Origin of the sequence: Serratia marcescens (assembly GCF_006715005.1) — a bacterium.
Lineage (GTDB): Bacteria > Pseudomonadota > Gammaproteobacteria > Enterobacterales > Enterobacteriaceae > Serratia > Serratia montpellierensis.
This window is the reverse complement of sequence record NZ_VFMJ01000001.1, coordinates 4,571,129-4,594,740: the sequence shown is the minus strand read 5'-3', so window position 1 is coordinate 4,594,740 and position 23,612 is coordinate 4,571,129. Positions and strand designations below refer to the sequence as shown.

The 23,612-nt window shown below is 59.1% G+C and carries 23 protein-coding genes; 12 read left to right on the top strand and 11 right to left on the bottom strand.

The annotated features are described in order from the left end of the window. Positions 1-81: 81 nt before the first annotated feature. The 10 genes from glmU (at position 82) to FHU12_RS22210 (ending at position 10,867) form a co-directional block, all read left to right on the top strand. A complete protein-coding gene (gene glmU / locus FHU12_RS22255) occupies positions 82-1,455 on the top strand; it encodes a bifunctional UDP-N-acetylglucosamine diphosphorylase/glucosamine-1-phosphate N-acetyltransferase GlmU (protein WP_141971862.1) in 1,374 nt (457 codons plus the stop codon). 150 nt (positions 1,456-1,605) lie between these two features. After that, a complete protein-coding gene (gene glmS, locus FHU12_RS22250; RefSeq protein WP_060424377.1) occupies positions 1,606-3,435 on the top strand; it encodes a glutamine--fructose-6-phosphate transaminase (isomerizing) in 1,830 nt (609 codons plus the stop codon). A gap of 336 nt (positions 3,436-3,771) precedes the next feature. Beyond that, positions 3,772-4,812, top strand: coding sequence for a phosphate ABC transporter substrate-binding protein PstS (pstS, locus tag FHU12_RS22245; protein ID WP_038876034.1), 1,041 nt, complete (start codon positions 3,772-3,774; stop codon positions 4,810-4,812). 90 nt (positions 4,813-4,902) lie between these two features. Continuing rightward, a complete protein-coding gene (pstC, locus tag FHU12_RS22240; RefSeq protein WP_141971860.1) occupies positions 4,903-5,859 on the top strand; it encodes a phosphate ABC transporter permease PstC in 957 nt (318 codons plus the stop codon). Between the two features lies 1 nt (position 5,860). Continuing rightward, entirely contained in the window at positions 5,861-6,751 is an 891-nt protein-coding gene (gene pstA, locus FHU12_RS22235) for a phosphate ABC transporter permease PstA (RefSeq protein ID WP_025304746.1), read from the top strand. A gap of 54 nt (positions 6,752-6,805) precedes the next feature. After that, positions 6,806-7,576, top strand: coding sequence for a phosphate ABC transporter ATP-binding protein PstB (gene pstB / locus FHU12_RS22230; protein ID WP_016929614.1), 771 nt, complete (start codon positions 6,806-6,808; stop codon positions 7,574-7,576). Positions 7,577-7,587: 11 nt separating this feature from the next. Further along, a complete protein-coding gene (gene phoU, locus FHU12_RS22225; protein ID WP_060441267.1) occupies positions 7,588-8,322 on the top strand; it encodes a phosphate signaling complex protein PhoU in 735 nt (244 codons plus the stop codon). Between the two features lie 168 nt (positions 8,323-8,490). Continuing rightward, complete coding sequence (locus tag FHU12_RS22220) at positions 8,491-9,330, top strand: ABC transporter substrate-binding protein (protein WP_141971858.1); 840 nt, start codon at positions 8,491-8,493, stop codon at positions 9,328-9,330. An 81-nt stretch (positions 9,331-9,411) separates the two neighbouring features. Next, positions 9,412-10,125, top strand: coding sequence for an amino acid ABC transporter permease (locus tag FHU12_RS22215; RefSeq protein WP_025304748.1), 714 nt, complete (start codon positions 9,412-9,414; stop codon positions 10,123-10,125). A gap of 1 nt (position 10,126) precedes the next feature. Next, positions 10,127-10,867, top strand: a complete 741-nt coding sequence (locus FHU12_RS22210; RefSeq protein ID WP_004933841.1) for an amino acid ABC transporter permease — start codon at positions 10,127-10,129, stop codon at positions 10,865-10,867. Here the strand turns inward: FHU12_RS22210 and yieH are convergent. Further along, a complete protein-coding gene (gene yieH / locus FHU12_RS22205) occupies positions 10,864-11,532 on the bottom strand; it encodes a 6-phosphogluconate phosphatase (protein WP_141971856.1) in 669 nt (222 codons plus the stop codon). The genes FHU12_RS22210 and yieH overlap by 4 nt on opposite strands. A gap of 46 nt (positions 11,533-11,578) precedes the next feature. Further along, positions 11,579-11,983 (bottom strand): NUDIX hydrolase, encoded by a 405-nt coding sequence (locus tag FHU12_RS22200; protein WP_141971854.1) that lies wholly within the window; start codon positions 11,981-11,983, stop codon positions 11,579-11,581. A 234-nt stretch (positions 11,984-12,217) separates the two neighbouring features. On the opposite strand from FHU12_RS22200, the gene FHU12_RS22195 reads away from it, so the two are divergent. Next, positions 12,218-13,555 carry an NCS2 family permease gene (locus tag FHU12_RS22195; RefSeq protein WP_028128066.1) on the top strand — a complete coding sequence of 446 codons (1,338 nt, stop codon included), beginning with the start codon at positions 12,218-12,220 and terminating at the stop codon, positions 13,553-13,555. 35 nt (positions 13,556-13,590) lie between these two features. Here FHU12_RS22195 and FHU12_RS22190 read toward each other — a convergent pair whose 3' ends face one another. From FHU12_RS22190 to rpmH, 9 genes are all read right to left on the bottom strand, one after another. Next, a complete protein-coding gene (locus FHU12_RS22190) occupies positions 13,591-14,643 on the bottom strand; it encodes an alpha/beta hydrolase (RefSeq protein WP_038876022.1) in 1,053 nt (350 codons plus the stop codon). A 77-nt stretch (positions 14,644-14,720) separates the two neighbouring features. After that, the gene (locus FHU12_RS22185) at positions 14,721-15,287 is read right to left on the bottom strand and encodes an NADPH-dependent FMN reductase (protein WP_141971852.1); all 567 of its coding nucleotides are present in this window, start codon (positions 15,285-15,287) and stop codon (positions 14,721-14,723) included. Positions 15,288-15,448: 161 nt separating this feature from the next. Continuing rightward, positions 15,449-16,174 (bottom strand): 4'-phosphopantetheinyl transferase family protein, encoded by a 726-nt coding sequence (locus FHU12_RS22180; protein ID WP_141971850.1) that lies wholly within the window; start codon positions 16,172-16,174, stop codon positions 15,449-15,451. 95 nt (positions 16,175-16,269) lie between these two features. After that, positions 16,270-17,583 carry a lysine N(6)-hydroxylase/L-ornithine N(5)-oxygenase family protein gene (locus FHU12_RS22175; RefSeq protein WP_141971848.1) on the bottom strand — a complete coding sequence of 438 codons (1,314 nt, stop codon included), beginning with the start codon at positions 17,581-17,583 and terminating at the stop codon, positions 16,270-16,272. Between the two features lie 111 nt (positions 17,584-17,694). Next, positions 17,695-19,059 carry a tRNA uridine-5-carboxymethylaminomethyl(34) synthesis GTPase MnmE gene (mnmE, locus tag FHU12_RS22170; protein WP_141971846.1) on the bottom strand — a complete coding sequence of 455 codons (1,365 nt, stop codon included), beginning with the start codon at positions 19,057-19,059 and terminating at the stop codon, positions 17,695-17,697. A gap of 96 nt (positions 19,060-19,155) precedes the next feature. Next, a complete protein-coding gene (yidC, locus tag FHU12_RS22165; protein ID WP_141971844.1) occupies positions 19,156-20,793 on the bottom strand; it encodes a membrane protein insertase YidC in 1,638 nt (545 codons plus the stop codon). Positions 20,794-20,795: 2 nt separating this feature from the next. Further along, positions 20,796-21,053, bottom strand: a complete 258-nt coding sequence (yidD, locus tag FHU12_RS22160) for a membrane protein insertion efficiency factor YidD (protein ID WP_004933881.1) — start codon at positions 21,051-21,053, stop codon at positions 20,796-20,798. After that, the gene (gene rnpA / locus FHU12_RS22155) at positions 21,017-21,376 is read right to left on the bottom strand and encodes a ribonuclease P protein component (protein ID WP_004933883.1); all 360 of its coding nucleotides are present in this window, start codon (positions 21,374-21,376) and stop codon (positions 21,017-21,019) included. The genes yidD and rnpA overlap by 37 nt, the downstream gene beginning before the upstream one ends. A 17-nt stretch (positions 21,377-21,393) precedes the next feature. Next, positions 21,394-21,534, bottom strand: a complete 141-nt coding sequence (gene rpmH / locus FHU12_RS22150; protein WP_000831330.1) for a 50S ribosomal protein L34 — start codon at positions 21,532-21,534, stop codon at positions 21,394-21,396. 682 nt (positions 21,535-22,216) lie between these two features. Here rpmH and dnaA point away from each other — a divergent pair. Beyond that, positions 22,217-23,611: a chromosomal replication initiator protein DnaA gene (dnaA, locus tag FHU12_RS22145; RefSeq protein ID WP_048232285.1), complete on the top strand. Its 1,395-nt coding sequence runs from the start codon at positions 22,217-22,219 to the stop codon at positions 23,609-23,611. Position 23,612 lies beyond the last annotated feature (1 nt).

The following is a 23,612-nucleotide window of genomic DNA, read 5'->3' as shown; positions in this document are numbered from 1 at the left end:
GTTCGTGCAGAGAAATATGTAGTAATATCGTCGCTAAACGGTTTTACTTTCGTCTATCAAAATGGAGTTATCAGGTTGCTTATGTCGAACAGCGCAATGAGCGTGGTTATCCTCGCCGCGGGCAAGGGAACACGCATGTATTCCGATCTTCCCAAGGTCTTACATCCGTTGGCCGGCAAGCCGATGGTGCAACACGTCATTGATGCCGCGATGAAACTGGGCGCACAACATGTCCACCTGGTATACGGCCACGGCGGCGAACTGCTGAAAAGTACGTTGACCGAAGGCGCGCTGAACTGGGTGCTGCAGGCCGAGCAATTGGGTACCGGTCATGCAATGCAGCAGGCGGCGCCGCACTTTGCCGACGATGAAGACGTGCTGATGCTGTACGGCGACGTGCCGTTGATCTCCGTGGATACGCTGCAACGCCTGCTGGCGGCCAAGCCGCAGGGCGGCATCGGTCTGCTGACGGTCAAGCTGGACGATCCGAGCGGTTACGGCCGCATCGTGCGCGAGCAGGGCAGCGTGGTGGGCATCGTCGAACACAAGGACGCCAGCGAGGCACAGCGCCAAATCAACGAGATCAATACCGGCATCCTGGTGGCGAACGGGCGCGATCTGAAGCGCTGGCTGGGGATGTTGAATAACGATAACGCACAGGGCGAGTTTTACATCACCGATATCATTGCGTTGGCCCATGCCGACGGCAAGAAAATCGAGGCTGTACATCCGTCGCGCCTGAGCGAAGTGGAAGGCGTGAACAACCGCCTGCAGCTGGCGACCCTGGAGCGCGTATTCCAGTCGGAACAATCTGAAAAGCTGCTGTTGGCCGGCGTGATGCTGCTGGATCCGGCGCGTTTCGATCTGCGCGGGGAACTTGTTCACGGCCGAGACATCACTATTGATGCGAATGTGATTATCGAAGGTCACGTCAAGCTGGGCGACCGGGTGAAAATCGGCGCTGGCTGCGTGCTGAAAAACTGCGTAATCGGTGATGACTGCGAGATCAGCCCTTACAGCGTGCTGGAAGACAGCGTGCTGGAGGCCGACTGCACCGTGGGGCCGTTCGCCCGCCTGCGCCCAGGCGCGGAGCTGGCGGCAGGGGCTCACGTCGGCAACTTCGTGGAAATGAAAAAGGCGCGTCTGGGCAAAGGCTCCAAGGCCGGTCACCTCAGCTACCTGGGCGATGCCGAAATCGGCGATGACGTGAATATCGGCGCCGGCACCATCACCTGCAACTACGATGGCGCCAACAAGCACAAGACGGTGATCGGCGACGGCGTATTCGTCGGTTCCGATACTCAGCTGGTGGCGCCGGTGTCGGTCGGCAAAGGCTCCACCATCGCCGCCGGCACCACGGTGACGCGCGATATCGCCGAGAACGAACTGGTGCTGAGCCGCGTCAAACAGGTGCACATTCAGGGCTGGCAACGTCCGGTGAAGAAGAAGTCATAGTGTGTTTTGCGTTGGGCTCCGTTCACGAGCCCAATACAAAACATAATAACCCCACCATCTACAGGCTCGGGGACGCACGGTAAAAACCGGCAAAAATCAGGTCAAGGCATCGAAAGCGCCCATGAAGGGCGTTCATTAGGAATACAACTGATGTGTGGAATTGTAGGCGCAGTAGCGCAACGTGATATCGCAGAAATCCTGTTGGAAGGTTTACGCCGTCTCGAGTACCGCGGTTATGACTCCGCCGGTCTGGCAGTGGTCGACGCGCAGGGCAACGTCAGTCGCCTGCGTCGCGTAGGCAAGGTGCAAAAACTGGCCGAAGCGGCGGAGCAGACCGATCTGCACGGCGGTACCGGCATCGCTCACACCCGTTGGGCAACGCACGGTGAACCGACCGAGGCGAACGCGCACCCGCATGTTTCCGACTACATTACCGTGGTGCATAACGGCATCATCGAAAACCACGAACCGCTGCGCGAACTGCTGATCGAACGCGGTTATCGCTTCAGCTCCGAAACCGACACCGAAGTGATCGCGCACCTGGTGCACTGGGAACAGTTGCAGGGCGGTACGCTGCTGGAAGTGGTTCAGCGCGTGATCCCACAGCTGCGCGGCGCTTACGGCACCGTGGTGATGGACAGCCGCGATCCGAGCGTATTGGTCGCTGCGCGCTCCGGCAGCCCGCTGGTTATCGGCCGCGGCGTCGGGGAAAACTTCATCGCTTCCGACCAGCTGGCGCTGCTGCCGGTCACCCGCCGCTTCATCTTCCTGGAAGAAGGCGACGTGGTGGAAGTGACTCGCCGCACCGTCAACATCTTCGACAAGCAGGGCAACGCCATCGAGCGCCCTGAGATCGAATCCCAGGTGCAGTATGACGCCGGCGACAAGGGCGCTTACCGTCACTACATGCAAAAAGAGATCTACGAACAGCCGCTGGCGCTGAAAAATACCCTGGAAGGGCGTTTCAGCCATGGCCAAATCAACCTGAGCGAGCTGGGCCCGCGCGCCGATGAACTGTTGGCCAAGGTGCAGCACGTACAGATCATCGCCTGTGGCACTTCTTACCACTCCGGTATGGTGGCGCGTTATTGGTTCGAAGCGCTGGCCGGCGTGCCGTGCGACGTCGAGATCGCGTCCGAGTTCCGTTACCGCAAATCGGCGGTGCGTCCGGGCAGCCTGATCATCACCCTGTCGCAGTCCGGCGAAACCGCCGACACGTTAGCGGCGCTGCGCCTGTCCAAAGAGCTGGGTTATCTCGGTTCGCTGGCCGTTTGTAACGTGGCCGGCTCTTCGCTGGTGCGCGAATCCGATCTGGCGTTGATGACCAAGGCCGGCACGGAAATCGGCGTAGCTTCGACCAAGGCCTTCACCACGCAGCTCACCGTGCTGTTGATGCTGGTGGCGCGCCTGGGCCGCCTGAAAGGCATGGCGGAAAGCGTGGAGCAAGAGATCGTGCACGGCCTGCAGGCGCTGCCGGCGCGTATCGAGCAGATGCTGTCGATGGATAAAGAGATCGAAGCGCTGGCGGAAGGTTTCTCCGACAAACACCATGCGCTGTTCCTCGGCCGCGGCGATCAGTATCCGATCGCCATGGAAGGGGCGCTGAAGCTGAAAGAGATCTCCTATATTCACGCTGAAGCTTATGCGGCGGGGGAGCTGAAACACGGCCCGCTGGCGCTGATCGACGCCGACATGCCGGTGATCGTCGTGGCGCCGAACAACGAACTGCTGGAAAAGCTGAAGTCCAACATTGAAGAAGTGCGCGCGCGCGGCGGCCAGCTGTACGTGTTCGCCGATCAGGATGCCGGCTTCGTCAGCAGCGAAGGCATGACCATCATTCCTCTGCCGCACGTCGAGGAAATCGTCGCGCCGATCTTCTACACCGTGCCGTTGCAGCTGCTGTCTTACCATGTGGCGCTGATCAAAGGCACCGACGTTGACCAGCCGCGCAACCTGGCGAAGTCTGTCACCGTAGAGTAATCTGCCGCAGGTAAACTGCAAAAGCCGGCCTTAGCGCCGGCTTTTTTCATGAGCAACGCGAAAGATGACAGCGGCGCCGATTCAGGGATAAACGTTGTCATATTCAAGCGGATAGGGCGTGGCCAAACGGTTTTTTTATTGCTTGTCAATTGCGCTGTTTTCAATATAACAAATTGATTTTAATATAAATCAATACCTCTAAAACGCACTGTAATATAACTGTCATATTGCGTACATTTTTCTGTCACCAAACTGTCCTATTTTCCCTCCTGCAGCAATACTTACTCTGATTAAAACGACTCGAAGTCGATTTTAAATATCCCATTAGGAGGGATTATGAAACTGATGCGTACCACCGTCGCCAGTATTGTGGCAGCGACCTTCTCCCTGACCGCCGTGTCCGCGTTCGCTGCTGCCAGCCTGACCGGTGCAGGTGCGACATTCCCCGCTCCGGTTTACGCCAAGTGGGCAGATTCTTATCAGAAAGAAACCGGCAACAAAGTTAACTATCAGGGCATCGGCTCCTCTGGCGGCGTGAAGCAAATCGTGGCCAACACCGTTGACTTTGGCGCCTCCGACGCCCCGCTGTCTGACGACAAGCTGGCGGCTGACGGCCTGTTCCAGTTCCCGACCGTGATCGGCGGCGTGGTGCTGGCCGTGAATATTCCGGGCATTAAATCCGGCGAACTGACGCTGGACGGCAAAACCCTGGGCGATATCTACCTGGGCAACGTCAAAAAATGGAACGATCCGGCTATCACCAAGCTGAACCCAGGCGTGAAACTGCCTGACCAGAACATCGCCGTGGTACGCCGCGCCGACGGTTCCGGCACCTCGTTCGTGTTCACCAGCTACCTGTCCAAGGCCAACGCGCAGTGGAAAGAAAAAATTGGCGCCGGTTCTACCGTTAACTGGCCGACCGGTCTGGGCGGCAAAGGCAACGACGGCATCGCCGCCTTCGTTCAGCGTCTGCCTGGCTCTATCGGCTACGTAGAATACGCTTACGCCAAACAGAACAACCTGGCTTACACCAAGCTGGTTTCTGCCGACGGCAAACCGGTCAGCCCGACCGAAGAGAGCTTCAGCAACGCGGCCAAAGGCGTGGATTGGAGCAAGACCTTCGCTCAGGATTTGACAGACCAGAAAGGCGACAACGTGTGGCCAATCACCTCCACCACCTTCATCCTGGTGCACAAAGAGCAGAAAAACCCTGCTCAGGGCGCCGAAGTGCTGAAGTTCTTCGACTGGGCCTACAAAACCGGCGGCAAACAGGCTAACGAGCTGGATTACGCCACCCTGCCGAAAGAAGTGGTTGAGCAGGTGCGCGCGGCCTGGAAAACCAACGTAAAAGACAGTTCAGGTAAAGCGCTGTACTAACAACGCAGGGGCGCGGGTTCGCCGCGCCCCACAAGTTCTTCAGGCTCCGATCCCGGTTGGGGCTGCCAGGGTTCAAACAGAGAGTAATCTATGGCTGAGTACAAGCCGACCATCAAAGCACCGAGCAAAAACGGTGACATCATTTTCAGCGCGCTGGTGAGACTGGCGGCGCTGATTACCCTATTGTTGCTGGGCGGCATCATCGTTTCGCTGATCTTCGCCTCCTGGCCAAGCATGCAGAAATTCGGCTTCGCTTTCCTGTGGACCAAAGAGTGGGACGCGCCGGCGGAGCAGTTCGGCGCGCTGGTGCCGATCTACGGTACCGTGGTCACCTCGCTTATCGCGCTGATCATCGCCGTGCCGGTGAGTTTCGGCATCGCGCTGTTCCTGACCGAACTGGCGCCGAACTGGTTGAAGCGGCCGCTGGGCATCGCCATTGAGCTGCTGGCGGCCATCCCGAGCATCGTCTACGGCATGTGGGGCCTGTTCGTGTTTGCCCCGCTGTTCGCCGAATACTTCCAGACGCCGGTGGGCGACGTGCTGTCGGGCATTCCGATCGTCGGCGAGCTGTTCTCCGGCCCGGCCTTCGGCATCGGCATCCTGGCCGCCGGGGTGATCCTGGCGATCATGATCATTCCTTACATCGCCGCGGTTATGCGCGACGTGTTCGAACAGACCCCGGTAATGATGAAAGAGTCGGCCTACGGCATCGGCTGCACCACCTGGGAAGTCATCTGGCGCATCGTGCTGCCGTTCACCAAAAACGGCGTCATCGGCGGCGTGATGTTGGGCCTGGGCCGCGCGCTGGGGGAAACCATGGCGGTGACCTTTATCATCGGTAACACCTACCAGCTCGACAGCGCTTCGCTGTACATGCCGGGCAACAGCATCACCTCGGCGCTGGCCAACGAATTCGCCGAAGCCGAGTCCGGCGTGCACACCGCCGCGTTGATGGAGCTGGGCCTGATTCTGTTTGTTATCACCTTTATCGTGCTGGCGCTGTCGAAACTGATGATCATGCGTCTGGCCAAGAATGAGGGGCGTTAACATGGCGACGATGGATATGCAAAACGCAGTCGTTCTGGCGGAAAGCCGCCGCAAAATGCAGGCCTGGCGCCGGCAGAAAAATCGCCTCGCGCTGTTCCTGTCGATGGCGACCATGGCGTTCGGGCTGTTCTGGTTGATCTGGATCCTGATCGCTACCGTCACCAAAGGCTTCGACGGCATGTCGCTGGCGTTGTTCACCGAGATGACCCCGCCGCCGAATACCGCGGGCGGCGGCCTGGCCAACGCCATCGCCGGCAGCGGCCTGTTGATCCTGTGGGCGACCCTCTTCGGTACGCCGCTGGGCATCATGGCCGGCATCTACCTGGCGGAATACGGCCGTAAATCCTGGCTGGCGGAAGTGATCCGCTTCATCAACGACATTCTGCTGTCCGCACCGTCGATCGTGGTGGGCCTGTTCGTTTACACCATCGTGGTGGCGAAGATGGAACACTTCTCCGGCTGGGCCGGCATCGTGGCGCTGGCGCTGCTGCAGGTGCCGATCGTCATTCGCACCACCGAGAACATGCTGAAACTGGTGCCGGATACGCTGCGCGAGGCCGCTTATGCCCTGGGCACGCCGAAATGGCGCATGATTTCCGCCATCACGCTGAAGGCGTCGGTGTCCGGCATCATCACCGGCGTGCTGCTGGCGATTGCGCGCATCGCGGGGGAAACCGCACCATTGCTGTTCACCTCGCTGTCGAACCAGTTCTGGAGCACCGACCTGATGCAGCCGATCGCCAACCTGCCGGTGACCATCTTCAAATTCGCCATGAGCCCGTTCGCCGAATGGCAACAGCTGGCCTGGGCCGGGGTGCTGTTGATCACCCTGTGCGTACTGTTACTGAATATCCTGGCGCGCGTGGTTTTCGCCAAGAAAAAGCATTCATAAAATTTTGAGCGCCGCTTTGGCGGCGCTGATGAAAAGAGAGAAGTCTTGATGAGTATGGTTACTGACGCTTCCAGCAGCAAAATTCAGGTACGCGATCTGAACTTCTACTATGGCAAATTCCATGCGCTGAAGAACATCACGCTGGATATCGCCAAGAACAAGGTCACCGCGTTTATCGGCCCGTCCGGCTGCGGCAAATCTACCCTGCTGCGCACCTTCAACAAGATGTACCAGCTGTACCCGGAACAGCGCGCGGAAGGCGGCATCCTGCTGGACGGCCAGAACATCCTGACCGACAACTCGGATATCGCACTGCTGCGTGCCAAGGTCGGCATGGTGTTCCAGAAGCCGACGCCGTTCCCGATGTCGATTTACGACAACATCGCCTTCGGCGTTCGCCTGTTTGAAAAGCTGTCGCGTGCCGATATGGACGAGCGCGTACAGTGGGCGCTGACCAAGGCGGCGCTGTGGAACGAAACCAAGGACAAGCTGCACCAGAGCGGCTACAGCCTCTCCGGTGGCCAGCAGCAGCGTCTGTGCATCGCCCGCGGCATCGCCATTCGTCCGGAAGTGCTGTTGCTGGATGAGCCTTGCTCGGCGCTTGATCCGATCTCCACCGGCAAGATTGAAGAGCTGATCAGCGAGCTGAAGGCCGACTACACCGTGGTGATCGTGACGCACAACATGCAGCAGGCGGCGCGCTGCTCCGACTCTACCGCATTTATGTATCTGGGCGAGCTGATCGAGTTCAGTGATACTGATAACCTGTTCACTGCGCCGCAGAAAAAGCAGACTGAAGACTACATCACTGGCCGTTATGGTTGATAGGAAGCATCATGGATAACCTGAATTTAAACAAACACATTTCCGGCCAGTTCAACGCAGAGCTTGAGCATATCCGCACCCAGGTGCTGACCATGGGCGGGCTGGTGGAGCAGCAGCTGACCGACGCCATCACCGCGATGCACAATCAGGATGGCGAGCTGGCCAAGCGCGTGATCGAAGGCGACGCCAAGGTCAACATGATGGAAGTGGCGATCGACGAAGCCTGCGTGCGCATCATCGCCAAGCGCCAGCCGACCGCCAGCGATCTGCGCCTGGTGATGGCGATCATCAAAACCATTTCCGAGCTGGAGCGCATCGGCGACGTGGCGGATAAAATCTGCCGCACCGCGCTGGAGAAATTCTCGCACCAGCACCAGCCGCTGCTGGTCAGCCTGGAATCGCTGGGGCGCCACACCGTGCAGATGCTGCACGACGTGCTGGACGCCTTCGCGCGCATGGATCTGGACGAAGCGATCCGTATCTACCGTGAAGATAAAAAGGTCGACCAGGAGTATGAAGGCATCGTGCGTCAGCTGATGACCTACATGATGGAAGACTCGCGCACCATTCCGAGCGTGCTGACCGCGTTGTTCTGCGCCCGTTCTATCGAGCGTATCGGCGACCGCTGTCAGAACATCTGCGAATTTATCTTCTATTTCGTCAAAGGACAGGATTTCCGTCATCTGGGCGGCGACGCCCTGGAAAAGCTGCTCTCTCCGGACGGTAAAGACGAAAAAGCCGACTAACCCTTTTCGGGTAATATCCTTCAAAGGCGCGGTTTCCCGCGCCTTTATTCCATCTTAAGTGCGTAAAGATAAAAAGGTTATAAATATAGCTTTTTATATTATTTCCTGACCTATGTGGCGCTTGCTAGCTTATCCGCCAGCAGGACATCAACCACTTAGGAGCTTTCTATGAAACATCGCGCTTTGGCCTTAACGTTGTTAGCCAGTCTGACCGGCCTCGCCGCCGGCGCCGCGCACGCGGACAAACTTGACGATATCAAGCAAGCCGGCGTGGTGCGTATCGCGGTGTTCGACAGCAACCCGCCGTTCGGCTACATCGATCCGCAGAGCAAGAAGCTGGTGGGCTACGATGTGGACGTCGCCGATGCGATCGGCAAAGCGCTGGGGGTGAAAGTGGAGCTGCGCGCCACCAACCCGGCCAACCGCATTCCGCTGCTGGTGTCGAAGAAAGTTGATCTGATTGCCGCCAACTTCACCATTACCGACGAGCGCGCCAAAGAAGTGAACTTCAGCGTGCCGTACTTCGCCACCGGCCAGAAATTCATCGCCCGCAAAGGCGTGCTGAAAACGCCGGAAGACATCAAGAAACTGCGCATCGGCGCGGACAAGGGCACGGTGCAGGAAATCACCCTGCGCGAGCGTTTCCCGACGGCGAAAGTGATCTCCTACGATGACACCCCGCTGGCATTCGTGGCACTGCGCAACGGCAACGTGCAGGCTATCACTCAGGACGACGCCAAGCTGGTCGGCCTGCTCGGCAACCTGCCGGCGGCGCAGAAGGCGGAATTTGAAATTTCGCCGTTTAGCCTGACCAAAGAATTCCAGGGCGTCGGCATTCCCAAGGGCGAAGATCGCCTGACCGCCGCGGTGAACGAGACGCTGATCACGCTGGAAAAAGACGGCGAAGCGGTTAAGATTTACGATCGCTGGTTCGGGCCGGAAACCCAATCCGCCCAACCGCGCGGCGATTTCAAAATCGCGCCTTTGGATCAGCAACCGAAAGCCTGATTTAACCGCTCGCGGTGAGATCGGTACGGAGGGGCGCAGCTTGCTGCGCCCCTGATGCATTCTGCAAGACAAGGATTGAACATGAACCTGGACTGGCTGCTGGCGCCGCAATACCTGAGCTGGCTGTGGCACGGCTTTTTGCTGACGCTGTGGCTTTCCGCCTGCGCGGGCCTGGCGGCCACGCTGCTGGGCTTTGTGCTGGCGGCGATGCGCGACAGCAGCCTGCGACCGTTGCGTTGGCTGGCGATGGGGTACAGCTCGCTGTTTCGCAATACGCCGCTGCTGGTGCAGCTGTTCTTCTGGTACTTCGCCGCCGGGCAGATCCTGCCGTCCGCCGCCATGCAGTGGCTGAACAGCTCACATCAGGTCGGCCCGCTTGAGTGGCCGTCGTTCGAGTTTCTCGCCGGTTTCTTCGGCCTGACGCTCTACTCCACCGCCTTTATCGCCGAAGAGATCCGCTCCGGCATTCGCGGCGTCGCCGGCGGGCAGAAATATGCCGCCCAGGCGCTGGGGCTCACCGGTTGGCAGGCGATGCGCTACGTGGTGCTGCCGCAGGCGCTGAAAATCGCGCTGCCGCCGTTGCTGGGCCAATACATGAACGTGATCAAGAACTCGTCGCTGACCATGGCGATCGGCGTGGCCGAACTCTCTTACGCCTCGCGTCAGGTCGAAACCGAAACCCTGCGCACTTTCCAGGCGTTCGGCGTGGCGACGGTACTGTATATCGCCATCATCGCGCTGCTGGAAGGCTGGGGCATGTGGCGCCAACAGCGTAAACCGCTGGGAGGGCATTGAGATGGATTTCAGCGTGATTCACGACAACCTGGGCTACCTGCTGTGGGGCACCTGGCCGGACGGGCCGCTGGGCGGCGCCGCGCTGACGTTGGCGATCAGCCTGATGGCCGGCGTGGCTTCGGCGGTGCTCGGCACCTTACTCGGCGTGGCGCTGGCGATGTCGCGCGGCGTCGCCGCCGGATTGCTGGCGGCGGTGCTGGGCTTTTTCCGCGCCATTCCGGTCATCATGCTGATCTTCTGGACCTATTTCCTTCTGCCGATGGTGTTTGGCGTCGAGATCCCGGAAATCACTACCGTGGTGTGCGCGCTGGCGCTGATCGCCTCGGCCTATTTGGCCCATGCAGTGAAGGCCGGCATTGCCGCGATCGGCCCCGGCCAGTGGCAGGCTGGGCTTTCTCTGGGGCTGACGCGCTGGCAGACGCTGCGCATGATCGTGCTGCCGCAGGCGCTGCGCATGATGGTGCCGTCGTTCATCAACCAGTGGATCTCCCTGATCAAGGACACCTCGCTGGCTTATATCGTCGGCGTTGGCGAACTGACCTTCCTGGCGACCCAGGTCAACAACCGCAGCATGGTCTATCCAATGGAAGTGTTCCTGTTCGTGGCGCTGGTCTACTTCGTGTTCTGCCTGGCGCTCGATCTGCTGGCCAACGCGGTCAACCGCCGCTTCGGCGCGCAAACCCGCGCGCTGAAACGGTCCTGGCGCTGGTGGCGCAACAAGCCGCCGTTGCCGGCCAGTTAATCGGCCGTGAGCCGCCAGCCGCGTTCGCGCCACAGCGCGGGCAGCTGCGCCAGGTCGTCAAACGTCGTCACCAGCGGGTGGTCGATCGGCGGGTTATGCGGGTCGGCGCAGAAGTAAAAGACCGGGATGCCGGCATCGATGCCGGCCTGCGCGCCGGCGGGTGAATCGTCCACCAGGATGCAGCGCGCCACCGGTACCTGCATCTGTTCGGCGGCGTGAAAAACGATCGCCGGATCTGGCTTCCAGCGCTGAATGTCATAGCCGCTGAACAACCGGTCATCAAAATAAGGCAGCATGCCGGTCAGGCCGAGCGAGTGCTGCATCTTGCTGACCGGTCCGTTGGAGACGGTGCAGACAGGCACCGTCACCTGCGCCAGCAGCTCGCGGGCGCCGGCAATCTGTTGCAGTTCGCTGTCGAACAACCGCGCCACTTCCTGCCGATACAGCGGCTCCAGTGTCTCTTTGGCCAGGTCAGTGCCCTGCTCGGCGTTGACCCGATCGATGATCTCGTACAGCTTCACCCCTTTGTATTTCTTGAATACCTCTTCCAGCGACAGATGAATGCCGTAGTGGGCGAACATGTGCACATAGGCTTTGCTGCACAGCACTTCGCTGTCTACCAGCGTGCCATCGCAGTCGAACAAAATGCAGTCAATCTGATTCATGCGGGACAGGTTCCTTCGGGTTAACGCCGCTGAGGCCGCTCAGCGATCACTTGATCAGGTTACGCGCCTTGAGATCGTGCAAAATCAGCGCGGCGACGTGTGAGCAATGCGGCAGATCGCGGCTGTCGCACCACTTCAGCTCGGCGATTTCGGCGGCCGGCTGCAGCTGCCCGGTATAGTCGGCCTGATAGCAGCGAATGCGCACCTGGGTGCCGTCCTGCTTGCCGTCCGCCGGGCCGGTGAACTCGCCGTAAAATGCGATGGAGTTCGGCAGCAGCGCAACGGTCAGCTCTTCGTCGATTTCGCGGCACAGCGCCTGTTCGTCGGTTTCGCCCGCTTCGCGCTTTCCGCCCGGCATATAAAACAGCGTCTTATTGTGTGAGCGCACCAGCGCCACTTTGTCATCTTTCAGCGCGATCAACGCGAGCTTATCGATAAAGGTCGAAGACATGCGGATTCCTGTTTTTAACGGATAGGGACAGAAGGGCGATAGGCCATTTTATCGGCCGTGCCGGCAAACGGCAACGCAGCGGGCGGCAACGGGGGATGAATGTCTGTAAATACAAGCCGTTGACGCGTTTAGCCGTAAAGACGGCGAAAAAAAACCTGTGACCGACGTCAAAAGCCCCACTTTTTGTTATAGGATAGCCGGCGACTGTCCATTCCCATTTTCGGAATTCTGATAATGACCAAACCAGTATCTGGCCTTGACGCTGAGCAAGGCTTGCTTGGGCGCGTGTTTAAACTCAAGCAACATGGCACGACGGCGCGTACGGAAACGATTGCCGGTATCACCACCTTCCTCACCATGGTGTATATCGTGTTCGTTAACCCGCAAATTTTGGGCGCGGCGGGCATGGATACCCAGGCGGTATTTGTCACCACCTGTTTGATCGCCGCCTTCGGCAGCATCTTTATGGGCCTGCTGGCGAACCTGCCGGTGGCGCTGGCGCCGGCGATGGGCCTGAACGCCTTCTTCGCCTTCGTGGTGGTCGGCGCGATGGGCATCTCCTGGCAGGTGGGCATGGGCGCCATCTTCTGGGGAGCGGTAGGCCTGCTGCTGCTGACCATTTTCCGCATCCGTTACTGGATGATCGCCAATATTCCGGTCAGCCTGCGGGTCGGCATCACCAGCGGCATCGGCCTGTTCATCGGCATGATGGGGCTGAAAAACGCCGGCATCGTGGTGGCTAACCCGGACACGCTGGTGACCATCGGCAGCCTGACCTCGCACAACGTGCTGCTGGGGGCGCTCGGCTTCTTCATCATCGCCGTGCTCTCTTCGCGCAACTTCCACGCGGCGGTGCTGGTATCTATCGTGGTCACCACCCTGATCGGCTGGATGCTGGGCGATGTGAAATACGGCGGCCTGTTCTCCCTGCCGCCGAGTATCACCTCGGTGGTGGGCCAGGTCGACGTGGCCGGCGCGCTGAACATCGGGCTGGCCGGGGTTATCTTCTCGTTTATGCTGGTGAACCTGTTCGACTCTTCCGGCACCCTGATCGGCGTCACCGATAAAGCCGGCCTGACCGACAGCCAGGGCAAGTTCCCGCGTATGAAGCAGGCGTTGTACGTCGACAGCATCAGCTCGGTGGCCGGTTCGCTGGCGGGTACCTCTTCCGTGACCGCTTACATCGAAAGCTCGTCCGGCGTCGCCGTCGGCGGCCGCACCGGTTTGACGGCGGTGGTCACCGGCCTGCTGTTCCTGCTGGTGATCTTCCTGTCGCCGTTGGCGGGTATGGTGCCGGCTTACGCCGCCGCCGGCGCGCTGATCTATGTCGGTGTGCTGATGACCTCCAGCCTGGCGCGGGTGAAGTGGGACGATCTGACCGAAGCGGTACCGGCGTTTGTTACTGCTGTGATGATGCCGTTTAGCTTCTCGATCACCGAAGGTATCGCGCTCGGCTTTATCTCCTACTGCGTGATGAAGCTCGGCACCGGCCGCTGGCGTGAAATCAGCCCGTGCGTGGTGGTGGTGGCGCTGCTGTTCGTGCTGAAAATCGTCTTTGTCGACGGCCATTGACAGCCAAAGGGCCGACGCTTGTCGGCCCTGAAACCCTAGACGCCCGGCGTTGCATCCGGCGCCCGATCCAACACCCACTGTAACGGCCGCCTGAAGCGCGCCTGCCAACTGCCGGCGGCATCCTCGCCCTGGGCGAAGTGCAGCGTCTGCACCTGATTATCCTCCCCGAACAGATTGGCGAAGTGCAATGCCAGCGCCTGCTCGCTGAAGTTCTGCCGATCGTAATACGCCATCACGATTTTCTTTTGTGCCGCCAGCGACTGCTGGGCCGGCTTGATCTCGCCGTTGGGGGCGATCAGGAGCGCGCCGGCGTAAAACTGCGGGTACTTCGCGATCAGGTTGGCGGCGTGCAGTGCGCCCTGGCCGCGGGCGCTGAGGTAAATCCGCTGGGTATTCAGCTTTAGCTGCGGAGCCAGCTGTTGCAGCGTACGCTGAATGGCGGTGTGGGTGCTCTCGTCGCTGTAATTCGACCAGCGGAAGCTGTTTTCCGACAGCATCTGCGTGCCGTTGATCTCGATGTACGCCACGCCCATTTCGCCGAACAGCAGCCGTTCTTCGGGGCTGATGGCGGCGGCTTTGCCGTAGGTATGCAGGAAGATCACCGTTGGCCAGCCTTCGGGCGGCGCTTCGCCGTCCGGCATCGCGTAGCTGGCCTTGCCTTCATAGTGGCGGGCGTGCTGCAGATAGCGCGCTTTGGTGGCGGCCAGGATCGATTGGTAGGTGGCGGAGTGCTGGATGCTGTTGAAGGCGTCGTCCTCCAGCAGGTTGTAGTAGTACCACAGGCCGCGGTCGGCGCTCAGCTGCAGGTAGCGCTCCGCCAGTTCGGTTTGGCCTTTCTCTGCCGACGATACCGCCAGCTGGTAGGGCGCCCAGACGTTGCGGCCGTCTTCGCGCATCAGCGTCAGGTACAGCGACATGGCGCCCAGCTTTTTGTCTTCCTGGTTTTGCGCGGATCGCGATAGCTGCGCGTTGAGCGCGCTGTGTGCCGGCAGCTCCAGCGGCTCTTCACCGGCGGGATAACGCATGTCTGCGGCGAAAGCGGGACTGGTGATGGAAACAAAAAATAACGCTAAAATGAAAAAATACATGATGCTATGGCTTTAATTTTCAATGAATTGACGGACTTCATGTCCTGTTGCGGCGCCCGGTGGGCGCCGCGAGACGGTCACTCCACGCGGCGAATAAAATCGCTGAACGCGGACAGCTGGCCGGTCAGGAAATCCAGCGTTCCCTGATCGCTCAGTTCACCGGCCTGTTCATCGACCTTGCTCTGGATCACGCCGCCCATAAACTCAGGCTTGTTCATTACCATCGCATCGAGGAACACCAGGATCTGGCGCAGATGGTATTGGCAGCGCGCGCCGCCGATCGGCCCCATCGAGCTGGTTTGAATGGCGACCGGTTTGCCGGCCAGCGGCTGATTCGGCAAGCGAGACAGCCAGTCGATGGCGTTCTTCAACCCGCCGGGCACGGAATAGTTATATTCAGGGGTGACGATGATCACGCCGTCGGCCTGGCGGATCTGTTCGGCGATCGTCTCGACAGCGGCAGGGAAGCCTTCACCCTGTTGCATGTCGGCGTCGTACAGCGGGATATCGCGGATGGAAGGCAGTGCTTCAATGGTGACGCCCTGTGGAGCCAGGCCAGGCAGGGCGCGGGCCACCATGGCGTTGTAGGAGCCTTTACGCAGGCTGCCGAGCAGAGTGACGATTTTCAAGGCTTGGTCTGACATGGTGATTCTCCCTTTCGAATGAGCAGATTCAGCGTACAACATGGGCGAATAGTAGGCTAAAGCGCGGGTCGAGAATAGGCGATTGCTCAACATTTAGCTGTCTTTACAATTTAATCCAGCAACTCGCGCGGTAAAGACAGCGTTATCCGCTATGCGCTGCGTTAACCGGGCGTCTTCAGGCCCGTCAGTTTAATGAAGCGTGAGGATGCCGCCGCGCTGCGCGGCGAGATTTCCCCGTCTTTGTGCAGGCCGCGGCGCTCTTCGTAGCGCCAGCACAGCAGGCGGTCCAGGCTGGGGCTGCCGGCGCAGGCCCAGCTCAGGTATTCGTCGGCGTCGCTCATCACCTGAACGTCCGGCGTGGCGCTGGAGCGCAGGTGGCCGGAGAAGGGATGCAGACGCAGCGTAGCCTGGCCGCTGTTGCCGAGGCCGGAAATTTTCAGCACGCTTTGCCGGATGCTCCACAGCTGAGTCTCTGCCTCCAGCCGATCGTCCTGCGCGCCGATCCAGGCATTCTCCGCCGGCGTCTGATGTGCGTGTTGCAGCGCGCTTTGTCGGGTACCGCGCGCCCGCATCACTTCGATATCCAGTCCGACTTTGCCTTCATCGCTGAGCAGCACGCCCACGGTGTTGCTGGCGTAAGCGAGGCTAAAGTCGGGCAGCTGATGATCGGCGAAACAGGGGCGGCCGGTCGGCGTAGTGGCGATGGGGGGCAGCGTCGGCAGGCCGTAAAGATAGAACATCATTTCGGCGAGCAGAATGCGCCCTTGCAGAAAGCGCGTGCGGCGTTTAACGGAAAAGGTGCGGGTGGCGGCGATCACTTCGTCGGAGAGTCTTTGGGTATCCAGGACAGCGGAGGCCGGGGTCCAGCGGGCAAAATGACACGCCATTGTTCACTCCATGACAGAGGGTCGCTAAGAACGCAGGGGTGTTAGATTAAGACTAAGTTGAGGATTTATCATCAAAAAACACTATGCGGATTATCCTATTTATTAACGATGGAAGAGGTATCGTCCGACGCGGCATCGCTCCACCATTGGATCATTGATGCGTTCGGTGCCAAATCAAAGTATGGCTTGCCCAGCAAGTGATTGAGGATGCGCGCTGAACGCCAGGCCATCAGGCTCAGTCCGCCTTCTGCGCTGCCGTGGCTGTGTATCCCGGCATTTACCGCATAAATTCGATTTTGCTCCGGCCCGAGCCATTCAAGATTAAAATTCGGCAGCAGCGGTAGATGCTGCTTCGAATCGAGCGGGATGCGTGGCACCAAGGGTTTCAGGTACGCGGGCAGAGAGGCGCGATAGCCGGTGGCGAGAATGACGATATCGGCCCTGAAATTTTCCCGGCGATTTTCCAGACCGTGAAGCGTGCGCAGATGAAAAGCCTCATCCATTGATTCGACGGTCAGTAGAGTACGATGGGGCAGTAAACGCACATTGCGTGTCTGGCGCATCACGTCAAAACGCATATAAAGCTCACGGTACAAGGTTCGCAGCGTATGATTGCTGATGCCGTCTGCCGGCAATTTCTGTGTTTTGATTTCACGTGCGCGGATCTCGGCCGGCAGCGTATAGAAATAGTCGACGTATTCAGGAGTGAAATATTCGTTGGTGAAGGGGGACTCGTCCAGCGGCTGAAAATTGGGACGACGCGAGAGCCAATCCAGCTGTGCCGGCTCGCCCCAGTGTCCCTGCAACGCGTTCAAAAAAACATCGGCGCCGCTTTGGCCGCCGCCCACCACCATAACCCGCTTGCCGCTGAAGTCTGGATTGCGCAGGGCTATTTCGGCGGCATGCATGCAGTTTTCACCCAGCGCCGGATAAAATGCTTCCGGCAACCAAGGGTCATGTCCGGTACCCAGACAGATATTTTTCGCCCACAGGGTCTGGTTGTGGGTACATACCTTGAACAAACCTTTTTCATCGTCGAAATCAATACGCTCTACGGACTGTGAAAACTGTAGTCCGTCTAACCTTTCGCAGGCCCAACGCAGGTAGTCGGAAAATTCTTCCCGGCTGATAATTTGCTGCTCGGTGATTAAAAAACGATAAATTTTTTTCTGCTCGACCAAGTAATTAATAAATGAAAATTGGCTGCGTGGGCTGACGGCGGTAACCAGATCCTGAAGTACATAAGTTTGCATATAAGCTGAGGGCAACAGCATACCGGGATGCCAACGGAAGCTGGCGTTACGATCGAGAAAGGTATAATTGACGGCGCCGCTTTCGGCGGCCAGAGCGGCCAGACTGAGATTGAAAGGCCCCAATCCCACGCCGATCAAGTCTAAAGGTTCGTTCATGTAAGCTTATCTCTCACGCAGCAAAATTGATGAGATAAGCTTAGGTGAGTTTTGATGCCGCCGGGAGAAGTAACATGCGGGCGCCGAGTAGGATACGGCGCTCGCAGTCGATTATTTCCCGATACAGAAGCTGGAGAAGATGCGGCCCAGCAGGTCGTCGGAGGTGAATTCGCCGGTGATTTCACTCAAGGCCAGCTGCGCCTGGCGCAGCTCCTCGGCCAACAGCTCACCCGCGTAAGCGCTCACTAACTGTTCTTTGCCCTGCACCAGGTGCTGTGCCGCCAGTTCCAGCGCCTGCAGGTGGCGACGGCGCGCCAGGAAGCCGCCTTCCATGTTGCTGGTGAAGCCCATGCTCTGTTTAAGATGATCGCGCAGCACATCGACGCCTTCGCCGGTGCGGGCCGACAGGCGAATAAGTGAGTGGTTGTTCACTTCTGTCAGACCCAGCGTTTCACCGGTGATGTCGGCCTTGTTGCGCACCACGGTGATCGGCAGCGTGCCCGGCAGGCGCGCCATAAATTCCGGCCAGATCTCCGCCGGCTCGGTGGCGGCGGTGGTGGTGCCGTCAACCATAAACAGTACTCGGTCGGCCTGTTCGATCTCATTCCATGCACGTTCGATGCCGATACGCTCAACTTCGTCGCTGGCGTCGCGCAGGCCGGCGGTATCGATGATGTGCAGCGGCATGCCGTCGATATGGATATGTTCGCGCAAGACGTCGCGGGTGGTGCCGGCGATATCGGTGACGATCGCCGCCTCGCGCCCGGCCAACGCATTGAGCAGGCTCGATTTTCCGGCGTTGGGGCGCCCGGCTATCACTACCTTCATCCCTTCGCGCAGCAGGCTGCCCTGGCGCGCTTCACCGCGCACGTTGCCCAGATCCGCCATTACGTCGTTGAGCTGCGCCTCGATTTTACCGTCGGACAGGAAATCAATTTCCTCATCCGGGAAGTCGATCGCCGCTTCCACGTAGATTCGCAGGTGAGTGAGCGCTTCCACGAGCTGGTGGATGCGGGTGGAGAACGCACCCTGCAGCGAGTTCATCGCCGAACGCGCCGCCTGTTCGGAGCTGGCGTCGATCAGATCGGCAATCGCTTCGGCCTGCGCCAAATCGAGTTTGTCGTTGAGGAACGCGCGTTCGGAGAACTCGCCGGGCCGTGCGATGCGCACGTCAGGGAGCGACAGCACGCGCTTGAGCAACAGATCGAGGATCACCGGCCCGCCGTGGCCCTGCAGTTCCAGCACGTCTTCGCCGGTAAAGGAGTTCGGCCCCGGGAACCACAGCGCGATGCCCTGATCGAGCGTGGCGCCCGTGGCGTCGCGGAACGGCAGATAGTCAGCGTAGCGCGGCTTCGGCAGCTTGCCGAGCAACGCCTGGGCGACGTCTTTGGCCTGGCTTCCGGAAACGCGCAGAATGCCGACGCCGCCGCGTCCCGGCGGGGTGGCTTGGGCTACGATGGTATCGGTGGTGCTCATAACGGTTCTCTCTGACGATTAAGATGCAAAAAGGCGGTCTAATGACCGCCTTTGGGGTGACTGCAAGGGTCGGCGCGCCGAACCCCTACAATACGCTTAGCTTTTTTTCTTGTCGCGGCTGTGCAGACCGCGTTTTTCCAGACCACGGTAAATCAGCTGCTGCTGCAGGATGGTCACCAGGTTACTGACGATGTAGTACAGCACCAGACCGGACGGGAACCACAGGAAGAACACTGTGAAGATCACCGGCATGAAGGTCATGATTTTCTGCTGCATCGGGTCAGTCACGGTGGTCGGCGACATCTTCTGAATGAAGAACATCGTCACGCCCATCAGGATTGGCAGGATGTAGTACGGGTCTTGCGCCGACAGGTCATGGATCCACAGGGCGAACGGCGCGTGGCGCAGCTCAACCGAGCCCATCAGCATGTAGTACAGCGCCAGGAAGATCGGCATCTGAATGATCAGCGGCAGGCAGCCGCCGAGCGGGTTCACTTTCTCCGACTTGTACAGCGCCATCATCTCTTGGCTCATGCGCTGCTTGTCATCGCCGATGCGCTCGCGCATCGCCTGCAGCTTCGGCTGCAGCATGCGCATTTTCGCCATCGAGGTGTACTGCGCCTTGGTCAGCGGGTACATGATGCCGCGCACGATGAAGGTGATGATGATGATGGAGAAGCCCCAGTTACCGATAAAGCCGTGGATGAACTTCAGCAGTTTGAACAGCGGCTGGGAGATGAACCACAGCCAACCGTAATCCACGGTCAGGTCCAGGTGCGGCGCCAGCTGGGCCATCTGGTCCTGCAGCTCCGGGCCGACCCACAGGGTCGCGTTCAGCTGCTGCTGAGCGCCCGGCTGCACCACGACCGGCGTAGATTTGAAGCCGATGGTGGACAGGTTGTCGCCCGGTTTGGCGGTGTAGAAGGTGTTGTCACCCTTGGTCGCCGGTACCCACGCGGTGGCGAAGTACTGTTGCAGCATGGCGACCCAGCCGTCTTTGGTGGTGACGCTCAGGTTTTCGTCTTTGTCGAACGCGTATTTCTGGTACTTGTCCTCGCTGGACGAGTACGCCGCGCCGCGGAAGGTATGCAGCGCGAAGTTGCTGCTGCCGGTGTCGCGGTGCTTAGGCAATTCGGTAGTCTGCTTCAGCTGGCCGAACAGGGTCAGCTCCAGCGGCGCCGCGCCTTTGTTGTCGATGCTGTAATCCACGCCGACCGCATAGTGATTGCGTTTGAGCACGAAGGTCTTGGTGTAGACCGCGCCGTCTTTATCGGTGTAGGTCAGCGGGATGCGCAGCTCGTCCTGGCCTTCCGGCAGGGTGTAGCTGTCCTGCGCCGCTTGATACAGCGGGCGCTCGCCGTTGGCCGGGTTGTCCGGGCCGTTTTTACCGGTCAGGCCGCTTTGCGCCTGATAGACGAATGACGGAGTGGTTTCCAGCAGTTGGAACGGAGTCGATGAACCCAGAGTATCCGGGTAGGCCAACAGTTTAGCCTGCTCGATATCGCCACCACGGGTGTTGATGGTCAGTGACAGCACGTCGGTGTTCACGGTAATCAGCTTACCCTGACCACTGGCTGGCACGGCCTGGCTGGCGGCATCACCGGCTACTGCGTTCGAAGTCTGTTGCGTGGTCTGTGCGGCCGGCTGCGGAGCGTTGTCCGTTTGCCATGCCTGCCAGATCATGAAAGACACGAACAGCAGAGCGATGAGGAGAAGATTGCGTTGCGAATCCATCGTTAGTGTTCTCTGTTATCGTCGGTTTTTGGCGGCACCGGATCATCGCCACCTGGGTTCAAAGGGTGGCATTTTAATACGCGTTTCAATGCTAACCAACTGCCTTTTATCATGCCAAACCTGCTTAATGCCTCAATTGCGTAATGAGAGCATGTCGGCTGGAAGCGACAACGAGGCCCTAGCAGCGGACTGATGACGAGCTGATAGGCCCGCACCAGCCCGATCAGGATGCGGGAGCCTGGCGACAGTGGCGACGCCATAATTTATCCAAAGCTTCCGTCAGCGCGCGGTTATCCAAATCCGCTATCCCCTTTTTGGCCACCACGACAAAATCCATCGCCGGTAATTCGTGCTGACGCAGGCGGAAACTTTCGCGGGTTAGGCGTTTGATCCGATTACGCTCGTGCGCGCGTTTGACGTGTTTTTTGGCGACGGTAAGACCGATGCGGGGATGCCCCAGCTGGTTCAGGCGGCCGAGGATGGTGATTTGCGGCGTGCCAGCCCGTTGTGGCTGCTGGAAGACGAAAGTGAAATGAGTGGGAGTTAACAAACGTAACTCCCTGGGAAAAGCGAGCTTAACCACTCAGCGGGTTAGCTTTATTACTTAGAAACAGTCAGACGAGCACGGCCTTTCGCACGACGGCGGGCCAGAACTTGACGACCATTTTTGGTGGCCATACGAGCACGGAAACCGTGGCTACGGTTGCGCTTCAATACGGACGGTTGGAAAGTGCGTTTCATAGCGATTTCTACCTAAACTTAAAATAATTACTGATCAGTAAACGCGTTTGGCTACTCGGCGTGAAGATGACCGACGCCTCAATCGCAATACATAAAGAAGCGGGATTGTAATAATTGTACAGTCCTGAGTCAATTCGCATCGCGCCAGCCTACCTGGTTGTCTGCCAATAACGGAACAAAATCCGGTCTTGGCCCGTGGTCACCGCAGAATCCTGTCTGGCTAATGACGCACCATAAGGAACCAGGTATCACACGTAGGGCGAAGATTATACGGACTCGGGGTGAAATCGCAAGGATCCCCGTGAGATCCTTTGCGCGCGATCGCAGGATCCGGCGTGGATAACAGGGTATAACCGGTTGACAATGTAAAAAACGCGGCGCAGCGGCCGGGATCTGCGCGGCCATTCGGCGCCGGCGGTGAAAAGATCGCCGCCGGCCGCGGCCTGTGGATAAAATGGATCTAATCTGTGAGGAAGGGGAGGATCTCTTGCGCGGATTGCGCTATGATCCGTCATTCCGATCGCGATCCCTCATGCCGGGATCGCGAGGGACACAAACCGTGAAAGGCGGTTCGCATCCCCCACAGGCAAACAGCCGATGCCGGGTATGTGTCAAAAATCATGAGTTATAAAAAAGTTGCCCGTTTCTTTTCTTTATTGATCTTGTTCGAGTGGAGTCCGCCGTGTCACTTTCGCTTTGGCAGCAGTGTCTTGCCCGATTGCAGGATGAGTTACCTGCCACAGAATTTAGTATGTGGATTCGCCCATTGCAGGCGGAACTGAGTGACAACACCCTGGCGCTGTACGCGCCTAACCGTTTTGTGCTGGATTGGGTTCGCGATAAGTACTTAAACAACATCAATGGTCTGCTGAATGATTTCTGCGGCACGGATGCGCCTTTGCTGCGTTTTGAAGTCGGCAGCAAGCCGATCACGCAGGTGATCAGCCAGACCGTGGCCGCCAGCGTCAGCAGCGCCCCTGCGGCCCCGGCGGCGCGTACGGCCGCGCCTTTGCGCCCGAGCTGGGACAACGCGGCGGCGCAACCCGAGCTCTCTTACCGCTCCAACGTCAACCCCAAACACACCTTCGACAACTTCGTCGAGGGTAAGTCCAACCAGCTGGCGCGCGCGGCGGCTCGCCAGGTGGCGGATAATCCGGGCGGCGCCTACAACCCTTTGTTCCTGTATGGCGGCACCGGCCTGGGTAAAACTCACCTGCTGCACGCGGTCGGCAACGGCATCATGGCGCGCAAGGCCAACGCCAAAGTGGTCTATATGCACTCGGAACGCTTCGTGCAGGACATGGTCAAAGCGTTGCAGAACAATGCCATCGAAGAGTTTAAGCGCTACTACCGTTCGGTCGACGCCTTGCTGATCGATGACATCCAATTTTTCGCCAACAAGGAGCGTTCGCAGGAAGAGTTCTTCCATACCTTTAACGCTCTGTTGGAAGGCAATCAGCAGATCATCCTGACCTCGGATCGCTACCCTAAAGAGATCAACGGGGTGGAAGATCGTCTGAAGTCTCGCTTCGGCTGGGGGCTGACGGTGGCGATCGAGCCGCCGGAGCTGGAAACCCGCGTGGCGATCCTGATGAAAAAGGCCGACGAGAACGACATTCGCCTGCCGGGCGAAGTGGCGTTCTTCATCGCCAAGCGCCTGCGTTCCAACGTGCGTGAGCTCGAAGGGGCGCTGAACCGCGTGATCGCCAACGCCAACTTTACCGGCCGGGCCATCACCATCGATTTCGTGCGCGAAGCGCTGCGCGATCTGCTGGCGCTGCAGGAAAAGCTGGTCACCATCGACAATATTCAAAAGACGGTGGCGGAGTATTACAAGATTAAAGTCGCGGATTTGCTGTCCAAGCGGCGTTCGCGATCCGTTGCCCGCCCGCGCCAGATGGCGATGGCGCTGGCGAAGGAACTCACCAACCACAGCCTGCCGGAAATCGGCGATGCGTTTGGTGGCCGCGACCATACCACGGTGTTGCACGCCTGCCGGAAGATCGAGCAGCTGCGTGAGGAAAGTCACGACATCAAAGAAGATTTCTCCAATTTAATCAGAACATTATCTTCATAGC